General features: G+C 47.0%; 33 protein-coding genes. 3 read left to right on the top strand and 30 right to left on the bottom strand.

Translation table 11 applies throughout. The features are described 5' to 3' along the window. Positions 1 to 8: 8 nt before the first annotated feature. The 30 genes from PGX44_RS01125 to PGX44_RS01270 form a co-directional block, all read right to left on the bottom strand. Positions 9 to 437 (bottom strand): DUF1492 domain-containing protein, encoded by a 429-nt coding sequence (locus tag PGX44_RS01125; protein WP_288298733.1) that lies wholly within the window; start codon positions 435 to 437, stop codon positions 9 to 11. Between the two features lie 109 nt (positions 438 to 546). Next, positions 547 to 726, bottom strand: coding sequence for a hypothetical protein (locus PGX44_RS01130; protein WP_498853904.1), 180 nt, complete (start codon positions 724 to 726; stop codon positions 547 to 549). A 2-nt stretch (positions 727 to 728) separates the two neighbouring features. Continuing rightward, positions 729 to 1289, bottom strand: a complete 561-nt coding sequence (locus PGX44_RS01135; RefSeq protein ID WP_498853905.1) for a hypothetical protein — start codon at positions 1287 to 1289, stop codon at positions 729 to 731. A gap of 12 nt (positions 1290 to 1301) precedes the next feature. Continuing rightward, on the bottom strand, positions 1302 to 1754 hold the full coding sequence (locus PGX44_RS01140; protein ID WP_498853906.1) for a RusA family crossover junction endodeoxyribonuclease: 453 nt from the start codon (positions 1752 to 1754) through the stop codon (positions 1302 to 1304). Between the two features lie 200 nt (positions 1755 to 1954). Further along, entirely contained in the window at positions 1955 to 2305 is a 351-nt protein-coding gene (locus tag PGX44_RS01145; protein WP_498853907.1) for a hypothetical protein, read from the bottom strand. A gap of 17 nt (positions 2306 to 2322) precedes the next feature. Further along, positions 2323 to 2514, bottom strand: coding sequence for a hypothetical protein (locus tag PGX44_RS01150; RefSeq protein WP_498853908.1), 192 nt, complete (start codon positions 2512 to 2514; stop codon positions 2323 to 2325). 13 nt (positions 2515 to 2527) lie between these two features. Continuing rightward, positions 2528 to 2908, bottom strand: a complete 381-nt coding sequence (locus tag PGX44_RS01155) for a single-stranded DNA-binding protein (protein WP_498853909.1) — start codon at positions 2906 to 2908, stop codon at positions 2528 to 2530. Next, positions 2905 to 3219, bottom strand: a complete 315-nt coding sequence (locus PGX44_RS01160; RefSeq protein WP_498853910.1) for a hypothetical protein — start codon at positions 3217 to 3219, stop codon at positions 2905 to 2907. The genes PGX44_RS01155 and PGX44_RS01160 overlap by 4 nt, the downstream gene beginning before the upstream one ends. Beyond that, positions 3212 to 3499 (bottom strand): hypothetical protein, encoded by a 288-nt coding sequence (locus PGX44_RS01165; RefSeq protein ID WP_498853911.1) that lies wholly within the window; start codon positions 3497 to 3499, stop codon positions 3212 to 3214. Before PGX44_RS01165 ends, PGX44_RS01160 begins: the two co-directional genes overlap by 8 nt. An 11-nt stretch (positions 3500 to 3510) precedes the next feature. Then, complete coding sequence (locus tag PGX44_RS01170) at positions 3511 to 3717, bottom strand: hypothetical protein (protein WP_498853912.1); 207 nt, start codon at positions 3715 to 3717, stop codon at positions 3511 to 3513. Positions 3718 to 3720: 3 nt separating this feature from the next. Beyond that, positions 3721 to 4224, bottom strand: a complete 504-nt coding sequence (locus PGX44_RS01175) for a DnaA ATPase domain-containing protein (protein ID WP_498853913.1) — start codon at positions 4222 to 4224, stop codon at positions 3721 to 3723. After that, the gene (locus PGX44_RS01180; protein WP_498853914.1) at positions 4221 to 4493 is read right to left on the bottom strand and encodes a hypothetical protein; all 273 of its coding nucleotides are present in this window, start codon (positions 4491 to 4493) and stop codon (positions 4221 to 4223) included. Before PGX44_RS01180 ends, PGX44_RS01175 begins: the two co-directional genes overlap by 4 nt. A 4-nt stretch (positions 4494 to 4497) precedes the next feature. Next, positions 4498 to 4986, bottom strand: a complete 489-nt coding sequence (locus PGX44_RS01185) for a YopX family protein (RefSeq protein ID WP_498853915.1) — start codon at positions 4984 to 4986, stop codon at positions 4498 to 4500. A gap of 11 nt (positions 4987 to 4997) precedes the next feature. Then, on the bottom strand, positions 4998 to 5243 hold the full coding sequence (locus PGX44_RS01190) for a hypothetical protein (protein ID WP_498853916.1): 246 nt from the start codon (positions 5241 to 5243) through the stop codon (positions 4998 to 5000). A 176-nt stretch (positions 5244 to 5419) separates the two neighbouring features. Next, complete coding sequence (locus tag PGX44_RS01195) at positions 5420 to 5659, bottom strand: hypothetical protein (protein ID WP_498853917.1); 240 nt, start codon at positions 5657 to 5659, stop codon at positions 5420 to 5422. Between the two features lies 1 nt (position 5660). Further along, complete coding sequence (locus PGX44_RS01200) at positions 5661 to 5936, bottom strand: hypothetical protein (protein ID WP_498853918.1); 276 nt, start codon at positions 5934 to 5936, stop codon at positions 5661 to 5663. 90 nt (positions 5937 to 6026) lie between these two features. Next, on the bottom strand, positions 6027 to 6230 hold the full coding sequence (locus PGX44_RS01205) for a hypothetical protein (RefSeq protein WP_498853919.1): 204 nt from the start codon (positions 6228 to 6230) through the stop codon (positions 6027 to 6029). A 694-nt stretch (positions 6231 to 6924) separates the two neighbouring features. Continuing rightward, positions 6925 to 7164 (bottom strand): hypothetical protein, encoded by a 240-nt coding sequence (locus tag PGX44_RS01210; RefSeq protein WP_498853920.1) that lies wholly within the window; start codon positions 7162 to 7164, stop codon positions 6925 to 6927. Between the two features lie 22 nt (positions 7165 to 7186). Further along, positions 7187 to 7750 (bottom strand): hypothetical protein, encoded by a 564-nt coding sequence (locus tag PGX44_RS01215; protein WP_498853921.1) that lies wholly within the window; start codon positions 7748 to 7750, stop codon positions 7187 to 7189. Continuing rightward, entirely contained in the window at positions 7689 to 8654 is a 966-nt protein-coding gene (locus PGX44_RS01220) for a phage replisome organizer N-terminal domain-containing protein (RefSeq protein ID WP_498853922.1), read from the bottom strand. The genes PGX44_RS01215 and PGX44_RS01220 overlap by 62 nt, the downstream gene beginning before the upstream one ends. Before the next feature lie 61 nt (positions 8655 to 8715). Then, the gene (locus PGX44_RS01225) at positions 8716 to 9534 is read right to left on the bottom strand and encodes a recombinase RecT (RefSeq protein WP_302594115.1); all 819 of its coding nucleotides are present in this window, start codon (positions 9532 to 9534) and stop codon (positions 8716 to 8718) included. Next, positions 9531 to 10517 carry a YqaJ viral recombinase family nuclease gene (locus PGX44_RS01230; protein WP_498853923.1) on the bottom strand — a complete coding sequence of 329 codons (987 nt, stop codon included), beginning with the start codon at positions 10515 to 10517 and terminating at the stop codon, positions 9531 to 9533. The genes PGX44_RS01225 and PGX44_RS01230 overlap by 4 nt, the downstream gene beginning before the upstream one ends. A 2-nt stretch (positions 10518 to 10519) precedes the next feature. Further along, positions 10520 to 10777: a hypothetical protein gene (locus PGX44_RS01235; RefSeq protein WP_498853924.1), complete on the bottom strand. Its 258-nt coding sequence runs from the start codon at positions 10775 to 10777 to the stop codon at positions 10520 to 10522. A 56-nt stretch (positions 10778 to 10833) separates the two neighbouring features. Then, complete coding sequence (locus tag PGX44_RS01240) at positions 10834 to 11028, bottom strand: hypothetical protein (protein ID WP_288201738.1); 195 nt, start codon at positions 11026 to 11028, stop codon at positions 10834 to 10836. A gap of 5 nt (positions 11029 to 11033) precedes the next feature. Further along, positions 11034 to 11237 carry a hypothetical protein gene (locus PGX44_RS01245; protein WP_498853925.1) on the bottom strand — a complete coding sequence of 68 codons (204 nt, stop codon included), beginning with the start codon at positions 11235 to 11237 and terminating at the stop codon, positions 11034 to 11036. 79 nt (positions 11238 to 11316) lie between these two features. Further along, entirely contained in the window at positions 11317 to 12186 is an 870-nt protein-coding gene (locus PGX44_RS01250) for a phosphoadenosine phosphosulfate reductase domain-containing protein (protein ID WP_288298630.1), read from the bottom strand. Between the two features lie 14 nt (positions 12187 to 12200). Beyond that, positions 12201 to 12416 carry a hypothetical protein gene (locus PGX44_RS01255; protein WP_498853926.1) on the bottom strand — a complete coding sequence of 72 codons (216 nt, stop codon included), beginning with the start codon at positions 12414 to 12416 and terminating at the stop codon, positions 12201 to 12203. 92 nt (positions 12417 to 12508) lie between these two features. Continuing rightward, positions 12509 to 12712 (bottom strand): hypothetical protein, encoded by a 204-nt coding sequence (locus PGX44_RS01260; protein ID WP_498853927.1) that lies wholly within the window; start codon positions 12710 to 12712, stop codon positions 12509 to 12511. Next, the gene (locus PGX44_RS01265; protein WP_498853928.1) at positions 12693 to 13475 is read right to left on the bottom strand and encodes a phage antirepressor KilAC domain-containing protein; all 783 of its coding nucleotides are present in this window, start codon (positions 13473 to 13475) and stop codon (positions 12693 to 12695) included. Before PGX44_RS01265 ends, PGX44_RS01260 begins: the two co-directional genes overlap by 20 nt. A 15-nt stretch (positions 13476 to 13490) precedes the next feature. Continuing rightward, positions 13491 to 13712 (bottom strand): helix-turn-helix transcriptional regulator, encoded by a 222-nt coding sequence (locus PGX44_RS01270; protein ID WP_498853929.1) that lies wholly within the window; start codon positions 13710 to 13712, stop codon positions 13491 to 13493. Between the two features lie 159 nt (positions 13713 to 13871). Between PGX44_RS01270 and PGX44_RS01275 the strand changes: the two genes are divergently transcribed. The 3 genes from PGX44_RS01275 to PGX44_RS01285 are packed head-to-tail and all read left to right on the top strand — an operon-like array spanning position 13872 to position 16251. Further along, a complete protein-coding gene (locus PGX44_RS01275; protein ID WP_498853930.1) occupies positions 13872 to 14489 on the top strand; it encodes a helix-turn-helix domain-containing protein in 618 nt (205 codons plus the stop codon). Between the two features lie 3 nt (positions 14490 to 14492). Beyond that, a complete protein-coding gene (locus PGX44_RS01280; RefSeq protein ID WP_498853931.1) occupies positions 14493 to 14756 on the top strand; it encodes an ImmA/IrrE family metallo-endopeptidase in 264 nt (87 codons plus the stop codon). Positions 14757 to 14766: 10 nt separating this feature from the next. After that, positions 14767 to 16251 carry a recombinase family protein gene (locus PGX44_RS01285; RefSeq protein WP_498853932.1) on the top strand — a complete coding sequence of 495 codons (1485 nt, stop codon included), beginning with the start codon at positions 14767 to 14769 and terminating at the stop codon, positions 16249 to 16251. Positions 16252 to 16296 lie beyond the last annotated feature (45 nt).

Below are 16296 nucleotides of genomic sequence, written 5' to 3' on the forward strand. Positions count from 1 at the left end.
CACTACTATTATACACCATTTGCAACTGCAAATCTATGCAATCTTTCAAAACTTTGTAGCGCGCGGCCGTGTAAATAGAACGCTTTGCGCCAGCTACAATGCATATCATGGGCAATGTCTTCCCACGCCTCCCCGTTGATATACCGGGCGTACAGTATGGCCTGGTGCTCTTCGTTAGGAAGCATTTTGATTTGCTCTTTGGCGGCCGTACGTAAGGCAATAAGTGTATCCCGCTCTGCCGCCACTTTTGCGATATACCGTTCCAGCCGGACATACTTATCAGAAAGATCAGACGTTTTAGAGCCGCTTACCCGGTCCGATAAACTGGCCGCGCCGATGGATACTAAGTCGCTCCGCAACTCTGCCAGCTCCCGCTCTGTCTGCTGTAAAATATACGCTTGCCGCCGGACGCGGTTTAGATACTCTTTTGCTGTCATTGATTCCTCCTGTCCCTTAAACTATCTGCAATATCGGATACCGCACACGCAATGATAAAGACGAAAAACACGGCCATATAAGGATGTTCTGCGGCGAACTGCCAAAAGGTCATGTACGGTCCCCTTCTTTCTTTCCCATCCTTGCAACATACGCGGCCATGATTGTTTCCGTGCATTTGCCGTTCGCTGCGACAAGTTCGCATAGTGCCGGCTCGTCTTTTACCGGGCACCATTCGCAGTCTGATATTTCGTCTAAGAGCCGGTACAGTGCCCGCTTGTGTTTTCCCATTGTTACGCCTCCTTTTGCCCCATATCGGTTGCTACCAGCGGTCCTAAATCAATTACGCCAAAGGTATTTTCAAAGTATTCGAGAGTGTCGAAGTAAATGCCCAATTCCAAATTCAGGCACTTTTCAAAGTCCACGATACGGGCTTCTCCGTCCCGGATAACAGAGGCTAACATTTTAAGATGCTCCTGGGCGCGCAATAGCCGTTCCCGGCCAAAGCCGAATTCTACATGCAAGGCCCACAACATTGTTGTGTATATATGCTCCGTTCCGGCTTCCGTGCCGATACGTTGTACTTTACCGTGCGGTCCTACACCGGGCTTAATCCACCGCATGTAATCCCGCTTCAGCTGTTCGCTCGTGTATCGGTCCAGGTTGTTCCGAATATCGCTAAAAGACAGGTTCTTATCACAGGTAAGCCGCTCTGTACACGCTTCAAGCCGGTCAATCCGTTTTAAGCCAAAGCCGAATACATCGTGTACCATCTGATAGATCAGCGTCCGCGTGCTGGAAATAGCCGCCCGGGCTGCGATATTGCGTTGGTATGTTGTCGTTCCTTTGTACATGTGCTGCGCCTCCTACTCTGCTAATTTATCGATGCCGGCGAAAAGGTATGCCCTGTTTTCTTCGTGCCGTCCGACGAAAATACTCAGCCGCTCTGCGTTAGCATAGTGCTTTTCACACCGGCAGGTAACGACCTGGGTATCATCGTCATAGGCGACGCCGTTCAGCGCGTCTAATACGATTTTCGCGATATTGTCAATATCCGGCTTTTTGAGCGGCTTTTCCTGGTCCAGCAGGCACCGTTCCCGGCGGTCCTTCGGCCAGCTCTTCGGGATAGCAAAACACGCGAAAATATAAATATCTACGGGCGTTCCTTTAGGAATCCGCTTGCCATTCAGTATGACGTATGTACTGGCAATGATGCTTTCATACTCTTTTGTTTCTGCCGGCGTGTAGACACTCCCTGTCTGCCGATTGAACCGGGGCCGTCCCTTGCCCTTGATCTTTCCTTCTACGGTAAAATACACTTTGCCTTCATCCTTTCTAACGCTTTATTTCTTCGAGTTTGCCCGTTTTCAGAGAGTTTAGGCCGCCTTCCGTGAGTTTGTATGCCCCGCGGTCTGCAAAGCCTGTCGTAGGGGCATACGGGCACTCTTTTGCCGTCTGCTAATATAACGTGATGGCACCGCTTGATCTGGCGGCCGCAATAATAGCAACGCATGATCTCTTACTGAGGAAAAAAGAGATAGAGATATTCGTTCACTGCGTCATACGCAAAGAGGATATCTTTGATGAGGGCATCGGCCTCTGAAATTGTATCAATCATTGCGTGCGCGCCTTCTTTATCGAAATCGTGGATAAATTGTGCTTCTAACTCATCCATCTTCTGTAATAGTGCGTCCCAGCGCGGCCCGAAATATTCATTTTCCTCTTCTGCCTTCACTCTTGCATTCTCCACGTAGTACGACGTTCTTCTTAAATAGTTTTTCGGTGCATCGTCTGTTTCTATTAGCAGTTCCTCTACGTCCCTGAGCCACTCACGGAGTTCTTGCAGTGCTCTACACGTTTCATCAAACATAACTATCGCTCCCTTCATTAGCAGTCCTTGTATTCGATGAGGACTTCAATCTGATGCAAACATTCAATGGCCTTTTTGAAATAGTAGTGTTGTTTATCGTCTGCTTCGCCTTCCCATATCATATTTTTTTCAGCAGCGTCTTTTATTTTTTCTATTCCGGTAATCATTAATCCTAAGAAAAACAACACTCTTCTTTCTTTTTCTGTCATACGTCGTCACTCCTTAAAATGGAATTTCGTCTTCTACCGGCACCGGTGCGCCCATACTGTCAAAACTGCCGCCCTGGCTCTGCGTACTGTCGCTCTTGCGCTCTATCAGCTCCATACGGTCCACGGCAACGTCTGTCGTATATTTCGTTACGCCGTCCATCTCGTACTGATCCGTCCAGATACTCCCGCTTACCAGCAGCCGCTGGCCTTTGTGGACGTACTGCGTGATAATCTCTGCGGTACGGCCAAAGGCGACACACCGGATAAAGTCCGTCTTTTCCTTCTTGCTATGGCGGTCAATAGCCAGGGTAAACGTACACCGGCTTTTCCCGTCTGCTGTCTGCCGGGCGTCCGGCTCCCTGGTCAGACGCCCTAATAGTGTTACGTGATTCATCTGGGCCTCCATTTAAGATTTTTCCGTTCATCTTCCGTCATTGTGATAGGCTGTTTGTCGTAGATGTTGCCGTGGTAGTAGGTTTTGCCGTTTTGCTCACTCAACACGTTGCCCCACTTGTCCACGTACACCCTGTCCATGTACGCTTCAAACGTCGGGCTTTCTCCCATATGGGCCAGAATGTATTCGGATAATTGAAGTTCCCCACTATCATAAAATTCCATTGCCAGGTCCCGGCATACTTTGGCAAATTTCAGTTCATCGCCCGCATAGTGCCAGCGGATCAGCGCCAAAATGTCCTTTTTAGTCATTGTCTGATTCCTCTTTTCTTATTTCGGCTGCGGATAATTTCTGTTTTGCATATTCAATATATTCATCAAGGTCTATCAGGACCTTCCCGGCTTTCATGTCATTCGTAGCCTTTTCTAGGGCTACGTTGGCTACTTCTTCCGCACAATACAATTCGGTGCTTTTGTGGCTAAAATCATCTGCGTCCATGCAAACGCGAATGCCTGTATTGTTGGATAAGATAGCCTCAACCGTGTCGAGGATAATTCGTCGATGCGCTGGATTCTTAAACGTAACAATCATGTTATCCCTCCTTATCTGTAAATTTTTCCGGTCCGGCTGCTTTTCAGTACAATCCGCTCCACTACTTCAAATCCGGCCAGGCTCAGCGTGGCCTTAGCGTCCCGTAACGCCTTGCTCATGATGGCAATTTCTTTTTGTTCCCGGATAGCCTTGTACTCGGGCGTGTGTTGCCACGCCCGGGTAAAGGTCGGGTCTTCATAGCCCTCCCCGTTTCTCATACGTCACCCCCTTAATCGTTCGTTAGCGCCCGTGACAAGCATTCCGTAAGGCTTCACCATGTCATAGATCCGGCTTCCTGTGGCCGTGTCTATGTCCGTAATCTCTTTCACTGAATACTCACTGGAAAAAATCGTCGTGAGATTATTCAGATACCGGCTGTTTACCAGGTCATAGACAATTTTCAGCTCGTTCCGGTCAATGTCGGTCAATTTCCCGTCTACCATCTTTCCGGCCAATTTAAAAAGATCATCAATATAGAGATTGTTGCAGGTGCGCCACTTACTCATAGCTTTTTCGTAGTCGTCGTTATAGCTTTTCATGGCCTTGATTAATGCCGGCATTTCCCGGCGATAGGAAAAATAATAATGTTGCTCGTGGCACTGCTCCGTCAAAAACAAGCAGGTAGCAATACAAATATGTGTTTTTCCCGTCCCGGATGCCCCGAAATAGCCCAGGCCCTGCCCGTGTGTATGGTTTGCCAGGAATTCCACGGCCATGTTTTTCATGGCTTCACCCTCGCTTTCCAGTTTTTGAGCGTGGCCATGTCTCCGCCGTCTACGCCCAACAAACTGCACAAATAATTTGACGATGTGCCGCCATCATATCCCGTGTTGAATAAAATTAAGGAAGACACAACTTGTGAAAATGTTGTATGCCGTAAGCTATGGAAGTTCAGGAAGTTTCCCATAATCCGCTCCGCTTTTTTTACATCGAAACCTGCCGGCAGAATCCGCCGCCCACTTTCATCGATATATTCAATTTTTTGATTCATCATTTTTCTACCTTTCTCGGCAGGTCTTCACATCCTCATGCTCCTTCAGCAAATCAGGATTCTCATACCGATTCCCGACGACCTCGAAAACGACATAATCAGACCAACTGCCCATGTGATTATATTCCCCTAATGAATTTGGCATGTCTGGATCAACATAGTGCATTACAAAACTACCATCTTCATATGTGACTACAACTTTAAAAGGTTTGTGATCACTATTTTTATATGTGTTTATTCCCTTCAATATGTCACCCTCGTATATTTCCTTTCCGTTACTGTCCTTTAATCCTGTGTATTGCATCAAAATTGCGATATCGCATCCATCATCACAGCCAAAATTCGCCCTCTCATCTGTTACTTTCCCATTGCGTGGGTCTTTATATCTATAAATAACTTGTGGGTATGTATAATCGCTATGAAAATTAATTTGATTTACTTTTGCCATTACCTTTACGGTCCTATCCCATACCCTGAATTTTATATTAAGCATCATCTTGTCCTCCCCTACCACTGAATAATAATCTTGCTTGTATTAGACGCTATCTTATATCCTGATTCTTCCACCGTGGCGCATATTTCTGCGTCCACAGCGTCTATCCCCGTCTTATCTAATACAGCATACCTAAGTCCCATTAGGCAGGCTGTATTGATCGATTTACGTATATTATTCATGCTTACGTCCAGCATATTTTTATCTCCTTGTATCATGTGATCTAGTGATTCCTTTCTAGCTTTACTCGCTAATTTCATATTCACGGCCCCCTTTCATATCTTTCACAATTAATCGGCTCGCTCTGGATTGGTGAGTCATCAGCCGTCCTTTTGCTGTCTTTTTTCCACATCTCCGCTGCCGCTACGGATACTCCACATATACGATATTTACGGCAGTCTTTACGATTACAAAAGATGTAATTTAGATAGTGCATTTAATCACCTCTAAGACTATCCATAATGTCAAAAGCTGCCTGATCGATATCCTGTAAACCGGTGGATAGTTCTTCTTCGTCTGCCATGCAAGCCTTAACCTCATCAATATCCGGAAAGATTGTTTGCATTGCATGAGCCCCCACGACATTTTTTTCCATGACACGTTGATATATTCTTCCTTCTATTTTTACTGTAATGGAATACTCATTTTCATTAATTTTGATATTTACTTCATCCATTTTATTCGCCTTCTTTGCTGATTGGGATAGAGTTCCATTCTTTCAATCCATCTATAGGTGGCATTGTAAATGGTTCATACTGTTCAGCCAATGCACAATATAATACAGTCTTAATCTTTTCTACGTCTGATTTTTCATAATATCCTAAATCGGTTACTATATCTGTATGCGTCATTGAATCATACCCAGTAACAGCAAAAAGTCTTGTTTCAAATACATTTATGCTAATAATTTTATCGCTGTTAATCAGACTTCCGTCTTGCGCCTTTATCCACATATCATTCACCGTCCTTTGGTAGCGGGGCTATGGGTGCCAGTAATACTGTTAAATCAACCTTTACAAAATAAATCATTTCTCTACCTCCTACTATTCGCTGTCAATTAATCCCCACGGATCATCGTTTGCCTGCTCTTTTCTGTCAAACGGTCGTCCTGCCCTAATCCACAATATATTTTGAGCTTGATAAGCATCTGACGTAGGCCCACATTTCCCCTTTTTGGTGATCCTCTTTTGCTTGGCTAATTCCTTTAATTCCGGGTCTGTCATATTCTGTAGTTCCGATATCTTCATAGACTTTCTCCTCCCAACTGTTTTAAAAGTGGCAATAATTCGTTCGTGTGGTCTTTTAATGGTTCTTTGGTTAAATTATATTGCTCTATACTTTGCCAGCCCTTACCGCCGATAATGGGCCGAATCACGTAGCCATACGTTTGATCTGGCACCAACTCACACCCCATCCCTCGTAAAATACATAATGTATCAGCCAGTCTGCATGCTTACATCCAGCATATTTTTATCTCCTTGTATCATGTGATCTAGTGATTCCTTTCTAGCTTTACTCGCTAATTTCATATTCACGGCCCCCTTTCATATCTTTCACAATTAATCGGCTCGCTCTGGATTGGTGAGTCATCAGCCGTCCTTTTGCTGTCTTTTTTCCACATCTCCGCTGCCGCTACGGATACTCCACATATACGGTATTTTCGGCAGTCTTTACGATTACAAAAGATGTAATTTAGATAGTGCATCCTATTCACCAACCTTCTTCGTACGCTCCACATCCAATCTCTTTCTCTGAATGTCCATCACAGCATGCACAGTTTCCGCAAACGTCGTATTCTTCGTTACATGAGCTCTGTTGCGCGATTTAGTCCCAGTTATAATATTTTTTCACGTCAGCCCCCAGTCAGCCCCGCTTTCGGCACCGACTGCATAGCGGTGCTTGGCTTTTTCGGCCCGTTTTTTTTCCATGGCCCGTGAAATATCATTCATTCTGACCATCCTCTCCAAAAATGTGTGCTCCGATGTCGGCCATTTCCGGATCATCCAGGATGTCATCCGTCGGGGCTGGTTCCGCCTTCACTACTTTCTTCGGGCGGCCTTTTTTCTTCGTATTTGCCGTTTTAACGGCCGATTGTTCTTTCTGGCTATGATTTATCGCAAGGCCATGCAAAAACGTCGCCAGCTCGACGTCACTGCCATTCATGTCGATTTTAATTTCCATCTTTCTCTCTCCTTTTCTGCCATCATTCCGGCATCTTCAGCCGGGCGGCTACTTCGCTGGTCAATTCTTTCACGCCAGCCAGACCGGCATCGACCAGGTACTTCTGATTGACCGGGACGCCGGACGCGGCGAATTCCTTCACCTCGGCCACATGGGCCGCTTCCGATTCGTAGGCTTTGCGGAACTGGGCCCGCAGGATGGCCGTGTCATCGGTCGGCGTCTGGCAGATTTCTTTCCAGCCGAACCGTTCGACGACGCGCTGCGTCACCGGGTCGTCGAATGCCGGCACGCCGGTATAGCCGACGGCGGCGATGGCCTTCTGGACCTTGCCCCAGGCTGTGGCGCTGTCGATGGGCTTGGTTCCCATAGCCAGTGTGGCCACTTTTTCCGACGCTCTCCGGATTTCGGCGATGGTGGGCAAGAAATCGCAGTGGTTGATGCAGTATTTGACCCCGGCCGACAAGGCCGGCGTCGGGATGTCTTTTAACATCTCTACGTAGAAACGCAGCCGTTCCTTCGAGAGATCATTTTTGTACGCCAGTTGCAAAAGACCAATCGCTCGCAGGGTCGATACTTCCGTTGTCATCTTTCTCCTCTCCTTCCTTGGCTTTGTATTCCGCCATCAGGCGGTTCACGGTATCAATCGCTTCTTTCTTGCTGTTGCGTGGCGTCGGCTGTGGCAGGGCTGTGTTTTCATCGTCATAGCCTCCAGCCTGCCAGCTTTTCAGAATGCCGTGGATATATGCCAGGCTTCTTTTATTACGGGTGACAGCCCTATCAATGGCCTTTATGACGGTGTCGCTGCCAAAATCGTCGACCAGTGCTTTGAGCTTTTCTAAATCCATCTCCCCAGGCATTGGGTAAATGTTTTTTCGGTAGGCATTGACGGCGTCTTTCAAGCCGTCGTCGGATGTTCCGGTTTCTTTCTTTCTACTTTCTACTTTCTCCTCTCTATTCTCTTTACTCTTATCTCTATTCTCTAATCTCTTATCTCTAATCTCTGTAAGACAATCTGTCACGCTTGCGTTACGTTTTCCGTGACATTTTGTCACGCTTTCCGTTACGGTATCTATTACGTTGCCTGTTACTTGCTTTACTGTTTCTTTTTCAAGCCGCTTCTTTTCACGGTGACGCCGTTGTCTGATTGCGGCCTTGTTTGCACTCTCTGTACCCACCATAGAGGGAACCGACGGCAATGCAACCGTTCCGTCCGGCCTGTCACACATTAGGCCGATTTTTTTGAATAGCTCCATAGCTACTAATACGGTATCGATGCTAATATGCGTGATTTCGGCTATTTTGCGTGGCTCATAGGGGATAATCATCTCTCCCACCTGGCGCTGTAACACGCCGTTTGTGTTGGCTGTCATTAAGCAGAGCCGGAGATACAATACGATGTATTCGCAGCCGTTCTTCTGGTCCTGTAGCCAGTCGATGCAATTGTCGTCAAAAAAATCTGTTTTCAACTTAATCCAGTAAAACTTTTCCACTCTCTCACCTCCTTAGGCATGGTAAATCCCGGCGGCAGATAGTACCGCCGGGACCGTTATATTATGCGTTGGTATCTTCTTTTGCCGGTTCGGCTGGTGGCGTGACCTCGCCGGTTTCCGGGTCTACGTGAGATACTTCTATGTCGATATAGTCTTCATCCGGTTCATCCAACATGGAGCCGGAGAGCGTTGATTTTACCGTGCCGTCTGCACTTACTTCCCGGGCCAGGTCAGACTTAATCGGGGCGTACTTTAAGGCTCTTTTCAGCACCGTTTTGAGCGCCATAGCATCAAAGTCTGTCTGCCAGGGGCCAAATTTATATGCTTGAGATTTATCATGGGCAAATTTAGCAATATCGTCCTTGCTCATGACCTGGAATACAGCGCCGCCGCTAATCATCCGGACGACGGCATAATACATGATTACGGCGCCGCGGTTACTGAGTGCCGGGACGTGACGGAGTTTCGGCTCCAGCCCCAGTTCATATTCAAAGGTATCGTTTTCGTGTACGGCGTGCGCCTGTACGTCCTTTACCTGCCCGGAGCGGTACACAAGGTCCAGCATGCCCTTATAGCCGATCTGAAACTGGCATGTAAGCGTACCCTTTACGCGGTACGGAATAAGATAGGCCTGGCCTACCGGTGTATTCGGTTCTAGGCCCAGCTGCGCCGCCTGCATCATGGCGCCGATAAAGCTCATGGGCGTACACTCCTGCAATGTGGGATTCGTCGAGAGCGCCGTTACGACCATACGAGTAAACCGTTCGGGCGTAATGACGTTAGGGAGCGCTTTCTTAATCTGCGGTTCCATGCGCCGTACTAAATCCCGGATTTGATTGTTATTTTCCTGCTTTTTAGTAATACCGCCTTTGATGTTCATTCTGCATCGTCTCCTTTAGCTTGTTTGTAGTAAAAACGGCGTGTACTGTCGCCGATAGTAATCAGGTCCTTTTCTGCCAGTTCCCGATAGATAGCCGGGGCCTTCTTCTTGATGGCCGAGAGGCTGACCGTTTCCCGCGGCTTCGTCGGTTTCCAGGTGACCGTATAGTCACCGACGGTGCCAGCTTCAGCATCCTGTAACATGGCCTTGAGTTCGTTCTCATAGCCCGTAATTCGCTCTGTAAGCTCTTTTTTGAGTGTCTTGGCATCATCCATATCATGCAGGATGGAAAGTGCGTCTAAGGGTAAATCTACTGTGATTTTCGCTGTATCCCGATACTGCCAGCCCAGGGCCTCGCCACAGGATTTTGTATTATCTACCTCCGGCGGCGTTTTGGCCTCCACGAGTTCCCAGAATTTCGCCTCTGCTTTGATGAGCGTCTGAACGTCTTCCTCGTTCCGTTCAATGCGTTTATAAACGGCTTCGTTGCCGCCGATGAGCACGGCAATGTACCAGTAGTCGGCGCCGGTAACCGCCATGTAGTGCAAACACTGCACGTAATAGGCATCCGGGATGTTGTCACCTTGCCAGTACTCCCGCTGGCTGATGCCGGCCGTCTTAATTTCAAGGCCCGCGTTTTCGCCGCAGACTTCCCGGTCGATGTTGGCCAGCATGAACGGGTGGTCCCGATACTGCAATGTGCCCATGCGGCGAACCTTCTTGCCCGTTTCCTTCATAAACCATTGGGCAATATTCTCCTCGTTGACCGTGCCCCAGTATACGTACTGGTTATTACTAAGGTCTTCCGGTGCAGCCAGGCCCGTCTTTTCCAGCCAGAGCTTATAAGGGCTTTTGTACTTATTCAGCCCCAGGATCACGGCGGCATCACTGCCGCCGATCCCTTTGTCCCGAACAGCTAACCATTTATCATGGTCAGCCGAATCTTTTACACTAAGAATGAGATTACAACCTGTATATGCCATTTTTAAGCCTCCTCGATAAAACGTTTACCGGCCGCTTTGAAGATGTCGTACATCATGGCCATAGGGTTGTCCATAGCCACATTGACTGCCATTTTATTTCCGCTTTCAAATTGCACATGCACTATTTCCGTTTCGGGTTCAAACTTCATGAAAACATATACATTAGCCGCCGCAAGGGCTTCTTCGAGCTTACTCAAGACAAATCTCTTTTCCATTTCATCCCGTACTTTTAGCAGTTCTAATTCTCGTTTTTTGTCCATTTTGTACTCCTAATTTTCTAATTCATCCAGTTCGCCGTCTGCTACAGGTAGTTTGATTACCATGTATCCTCACATTCCATCCACAGACGTTCAAACTCTGCCTGTTCTTTGCTTTTGGCATATTCATAGTCCATTATCTGTTGCTGTACAGACTTCTGTTTCTTGCGAACGGGAGCGGGCTGATTTCCTCCGCCGTCCCTTCTCTGCGTCGTCTTACGGCTGTTGATTCTGTGTAACTTTTTTTGTTTCATGCCCTTCACACCTTCCCACGGTTCAATACATCCGTCAGTACTTCCAGTTCAATCTGTGCCCGTTTAATTTTCACTTCGAGGCCCCAGGCAATACGGTCCGCTTCAATCAGCCGGCCCTGGATTCTCTCAATCAACGCGTCCAGGGCTTGCCCTTCTGCGTGATTCATGATCTTCTGAATATCAATCACTCCGTCTTCTTTGCTTCTCATGATGTACTCCTTTGTGGTATACTGTACCTGGTATATTTTGTTTTGCCGCTTACTTGTTCCCGCAGGTAAGCGGCTCTTTTTATTCCCGGTCTTTCAGCCGGTAATGCAGCCGCCGGTATTCGTCGTACACCGGTTTCCAGATCAGTTCGCACTGGTTCCGTTCCGCCGGGAAATACTTTTGCAATACGTCGAGATTATGCTGTAAATCAATCGCAAACGGGCATCCCTTGCATCCCGTGCGATGGAAATTATAAGGTGGCTTGTACAAGTCACATATTTCAATGTGATAGGTATCGATTACCCATTCCATCCATTCGTCCGTGCACATGACAAGCGGATTGAAAGTTACCTGACGGCCGCGGATGGCGACGCAATATGCGTTTTCCCTGTTCCCGCCTTCTCTGGCGCGGAGACCTAAAGCAACGCAATTTTTCTTATTCTCTTTTGCCCATTTTTTTATGGGCTTTTTTTTAAGCTCATTACAACAATCATGGGAGAGCTTCATGTTAAATTCAGAGGTAAACTGGTATCTCAACACCTTCGGGCAGGTGTACCGGGAATCACTGTATAGGTACTTTTGAACTGTCTTACTGTTCATCCCATGACGTTGGTATATTCCCACCACGTGCGAATGCTGCTTCGATTTAAAAGGGTAACCCTTTTCCTGTAGCATAGTAGTGATTGGGATGCTCGGGCGTATCATGACAACGCGGTCATCTTGTTCGGCTTTCTGCCGGACAAAATCCCGAATGTGGTTCATTTCGATCCCCGTATCGGCAAAAATCCGCGGGATAGTGTTTCCCGGGATGGCCATATCAAAAAGCGACGACATAACAGTGCTGTCTTTGCCGCCGCTGAAAGAGATGTAAAAACGGTCTTCGCCGTACTGCTCCACGGTGTCTTTAATCTTCTGTAAGCGGTCCTGCAAGAGGAATTCATGTTCATTCATGACGTATCACCTCCTTAGTGAATAATCAGCCCGGCACGGTACATGGCGTATAAAATACTGGCAATCATAGCAATAATGCCGAACAGTCCGGCACATGCCACTTGATAATCAAAGATAGCTTCACGCAGTGCCTCTACTTCTGCGTCCCGGCGGCTTGCTTTTTTTGTTTTTGCCGGTGCCGGGCACTTCGGTTTCGGTTCATTAATCCACGGTCTGATTTCCTGTAGCATTTTGTTTCGCCTCCCATTCTTTGTATTCTTCCGCGTGATCGGCAACATAGTGCCGAATAAAATCAATCAGCTCTTCCATGTAAAGCGCCTCCTTACCACTGGCCACGCCGGTCGTCCGGGGAAAACGTGTTTCCATACCGTTCTTCGTGCATAATGCAATAGGCATTGTAAAAATCCTGTTCTGTATCCCATTCATACTTGTGCAATTCTTCCGTAATCTCTGCATCCATGAGATTTACAACCGCGTCGTAACGGTCCGTAATATCCATTCCATAGCTAGTTGTCACTTTTTCCATACGTCATTTCTCCTTTCAGAAACTTATTGATGAAATACTGCTGGCCCTTGCCGGTAACCAGCGTTGTTCTTGTCAGTCTTACAGACCCGTCCGGGTTATCAATGGTTCGTTCTTTGACCTTGAAAAGGTCCATCTCCCGTGCCCTTTGTGTAGGCATGTTTTTATCGGATCCAGATTTCATTAAATATCCGTTGTCCCGCATCCATTGAAACAACCTCTTTTGCCCAATTTGTACCCCATTTTGATGGAGTATCTTTGCTAAGGTGCCGATTAATACACTGTCTTGGGATACGCTCACGGCATCCGCAAAAATAACCTTTGGTCTCTGTAATTCAATTTGTTTTTCTGCTTTCTGACGGGCCGCTTGTTCCTCTTTTAGCTGCATCGCAATCTGAATAAGGAAATCCGGATCTGTTACTGCTCTCTGTATGGCCTTGTCCGTCAAATACACGCCGGTCCTTCGGATGCTCGGCAATACCTTATCGGCTAATACTGCCTGGAATTTTTGGGCCGTTTCATTGCTAGCTTTAAAGCCCAGCCGGTACACCATGTTTTCCGGGAGGAAATCATCTTTCCCCACTTGTGGGGAAAAACCAAACTCGTGAAGATAGTGATTTACGCGTTCCCATTTTACGTACTCAACGCCGTTTTTCTCTTGGGTAAAGCCGAAACCGCGGGCGACGTCCTCGGCGTTCAAATAGGCCAGTCCGTTCTCCTTATCGAGATAGCCACGGACCGTTTCAATCTTTAAAATTTCGTTCATAGCGCCTCCTTGTCACTATTTGTGACAAAATTGCTCAAAAAAAATTGCACCTACGGTCATACCGTAATAATTAGCAATTTTTTCTTTCGTTTCGTCACGCGGCGTGCGCTCCCCTAACTCATAGGCCGTTAGTGTAGACGGTGCGATACCTAGGTCTTTTGCGGCATCTACAATAGTTTTATTCTTCTTTTTCCGGAGTTCCCGCAGCAATTCTCCTACCTGTTTATTGTTCGGCATAATTATCCCTCCTTTCATCTTTGTTTGTCACGTTTTGTGACTAAAGAAAGTATATTACTCCTCACGTTTTGTGTCAATAAAATTTTCACTTTTCGTGGCGTCACATATTGTGATATAATAGTGACAGTTAATATATATCTTTAAAAGGAGCATTGAGATATGGCTACATTCGCAGACAGACTAAAAGAGCTACGACAAGAAAACAATCTGACACAGGCAGAATTGGCCGACAAATTGAAAATTGGTAGAAGTGCCCTAGCCATGTATGAATCAGGCAAGCGCATCCCGAAATACAAGACAATTGATATGTTTGCCGATTTTTTCCAGGTCAGTGCAGACTACATGAGAGGGAAAGCAACGTCGAAAAATGGTACTGTATTATCCCCGGAGCAACAACAGGATTGGTTCGAGCGGATTAAGGAAGAGGCGAAAAAAGAAGGGCATCCCGTTCCCGATTTTATTCATACACTCCCTGAGTTATCCGCGTTTATTGAAGAATCAAAATTAGGCAGTATTATCGAATCACAACGGGCAATTATTGATAAACTGGCCACCATGAACGAACAGTTAAAAAAGCAACAATCTAGCGCAGAACCGGACCAGCCGAACGGCTACTATACCAACGCAGAAACGGCACGCTTAGCAGAAGAGTTCCGCCGCAATCCTGATCTGCAATTACTCTTTTCCGCCGCCAGCGATGCCACGCCCGAAGAACTCAAACGTGCGGCCAAATACATCAAATTTTTAAAGACGGAACGAATGGATGATGATGAGTAGCCGATGAACATCAATATAATTACAGCGCCGTTAGAACCTTGTATCAAGGCTGTAACTACACCTAACGAGGACGGGACCTATACGATTATCGTAAACAACCATTTAAGCCAGCAACAGGCCATAAAGGCTATTTTACACGAGTTAGCGCACATAGACGGTGACGATTTTACAGCCGAGGAACACGCCAACATACTGGAAAAGATGGTACGCGAAAAAAACCGGCCCTATAATCTGGACCGGTTCACATTTTTCTATCATGCAGTTTAAGGGAGGTACTATGGATACAAACACAACCTATGCCGTTATCTACGCCCGCTATTCGAGCGATAGACAACGAGAGGAAAGTATTGAAGGGCAAATCCGCGTTTGCACGGAATACGCCCAAAGAAATGGCCTGACGGTATTGCACGTCTACGCAGACCGTGCCCTGACCGGCCGTACAGACCGGCGCCCGGAGTTTTTACAGATGATTAAAGACGCCGAAAAGATGAAATTTAGCCAGGTGATCGTGTACAAGCTCAACCGCTTTAGCCGTAACCGCTACGACAGCGCCAAATACAAGCACAAACTGAAGAAATACGGCGTTAAAGTCGTATCGGCCATGGAAAATATCACGGACGATCCCAGCGGCATATTACTGGAATCAGTAATTGAAGGCATGGCCGAATTTTACAGTGCCGAACTTTCGGAAAACGTCATGCATGGTATGACGGAAAACGTCTTAGAGGGTAAATGGCCCGGCGGTTACGTGCCCTTAGGCTACGTATTAGACGCAGACCACCGGTTACAGATAGAACCCTATGCCGCCGAAACGGTCCGCAAAATATACCAGTTAGCAAAAGAAGGCCGCACGCCGTCCAGTATTTGCCATGCCATGAAGGCAGAAGGAAGGCAGTCACGGAGCGGGCGTCCCTTTGTCTATAATACGTTGCATACGATACTCACGAACGAAATATACACAGGTACGTTGTTATGGCACGATATCCGGGCAGAACACGCCGTACCTGCTATTATCGATACATCTACCTGGAAGGATGTGCAAGCTATGCTAAATCAAAGAAAACACGCTAAAACGGCCAAACGGAGCGATAATTACCTGCTTTCGGGTAAACTGTATTGTGGCCATTGCGGAGAACCTATGGTGGGCAAATCCGGCACAAGTAAGCACGGTAATCTGTACTATTACTATAATTGTTCCGGCCGCTTGCACAAATCCGGCTGCTCCCTGGCTCCTGTACGGGCAGACAAGCTGGAAGACCTCGTCGTCCAGACCACAACGTCCATACTCTCGTCCCATGATGCCGTACAAGCCATTGCACGCCAGGCGATAGCCCTGCAAGACAAGCAGGAAGAGGCCTCTAGTGTAACGGCCCTGAAACGTCAAATCCGGGATACCCAGAAAAAGCTGAATAACTGTATCAAAGCTGTAGAAAATGGCCTGGTAAGCGATACCATGACGCAAACCATCCAAAACCACGAACAGACCTTGCAAGCCATGAAAGATGCCTTAGCTAAAGAAGAGCTATTACAAAATGGCCCGCAATTGACGGAGAAACAAATCACGTTCTTTTTTATGTCCGTTGCAGAACGGCTGAAGTCTGAACCCGTGTATAAAAGCATCCTGCTAACGTCTATCGTCCGTGCCGTTATCGTCAACGACGACTATATCGAAATACAGTACAATTATAAAAAAGAACTGCCCACCTTAGACAATCCTGTCAAGGTGAGCAGTTCGCATATAGATAAATTGGTGACCCGGTAGGGATTCGAACCCTAGACCTACTGATTCGTAGTCAGTCACTCTATC

This window comes from Caecibacter sp. AF58-12pH5A (assembly GCF_027681725.1).
Classification (GTDB): Bacteria; Bacillota; Negativicutes; order Veillonellales; family Megasphaeraceae; genus Megasphaera; species Megasphaera hominis.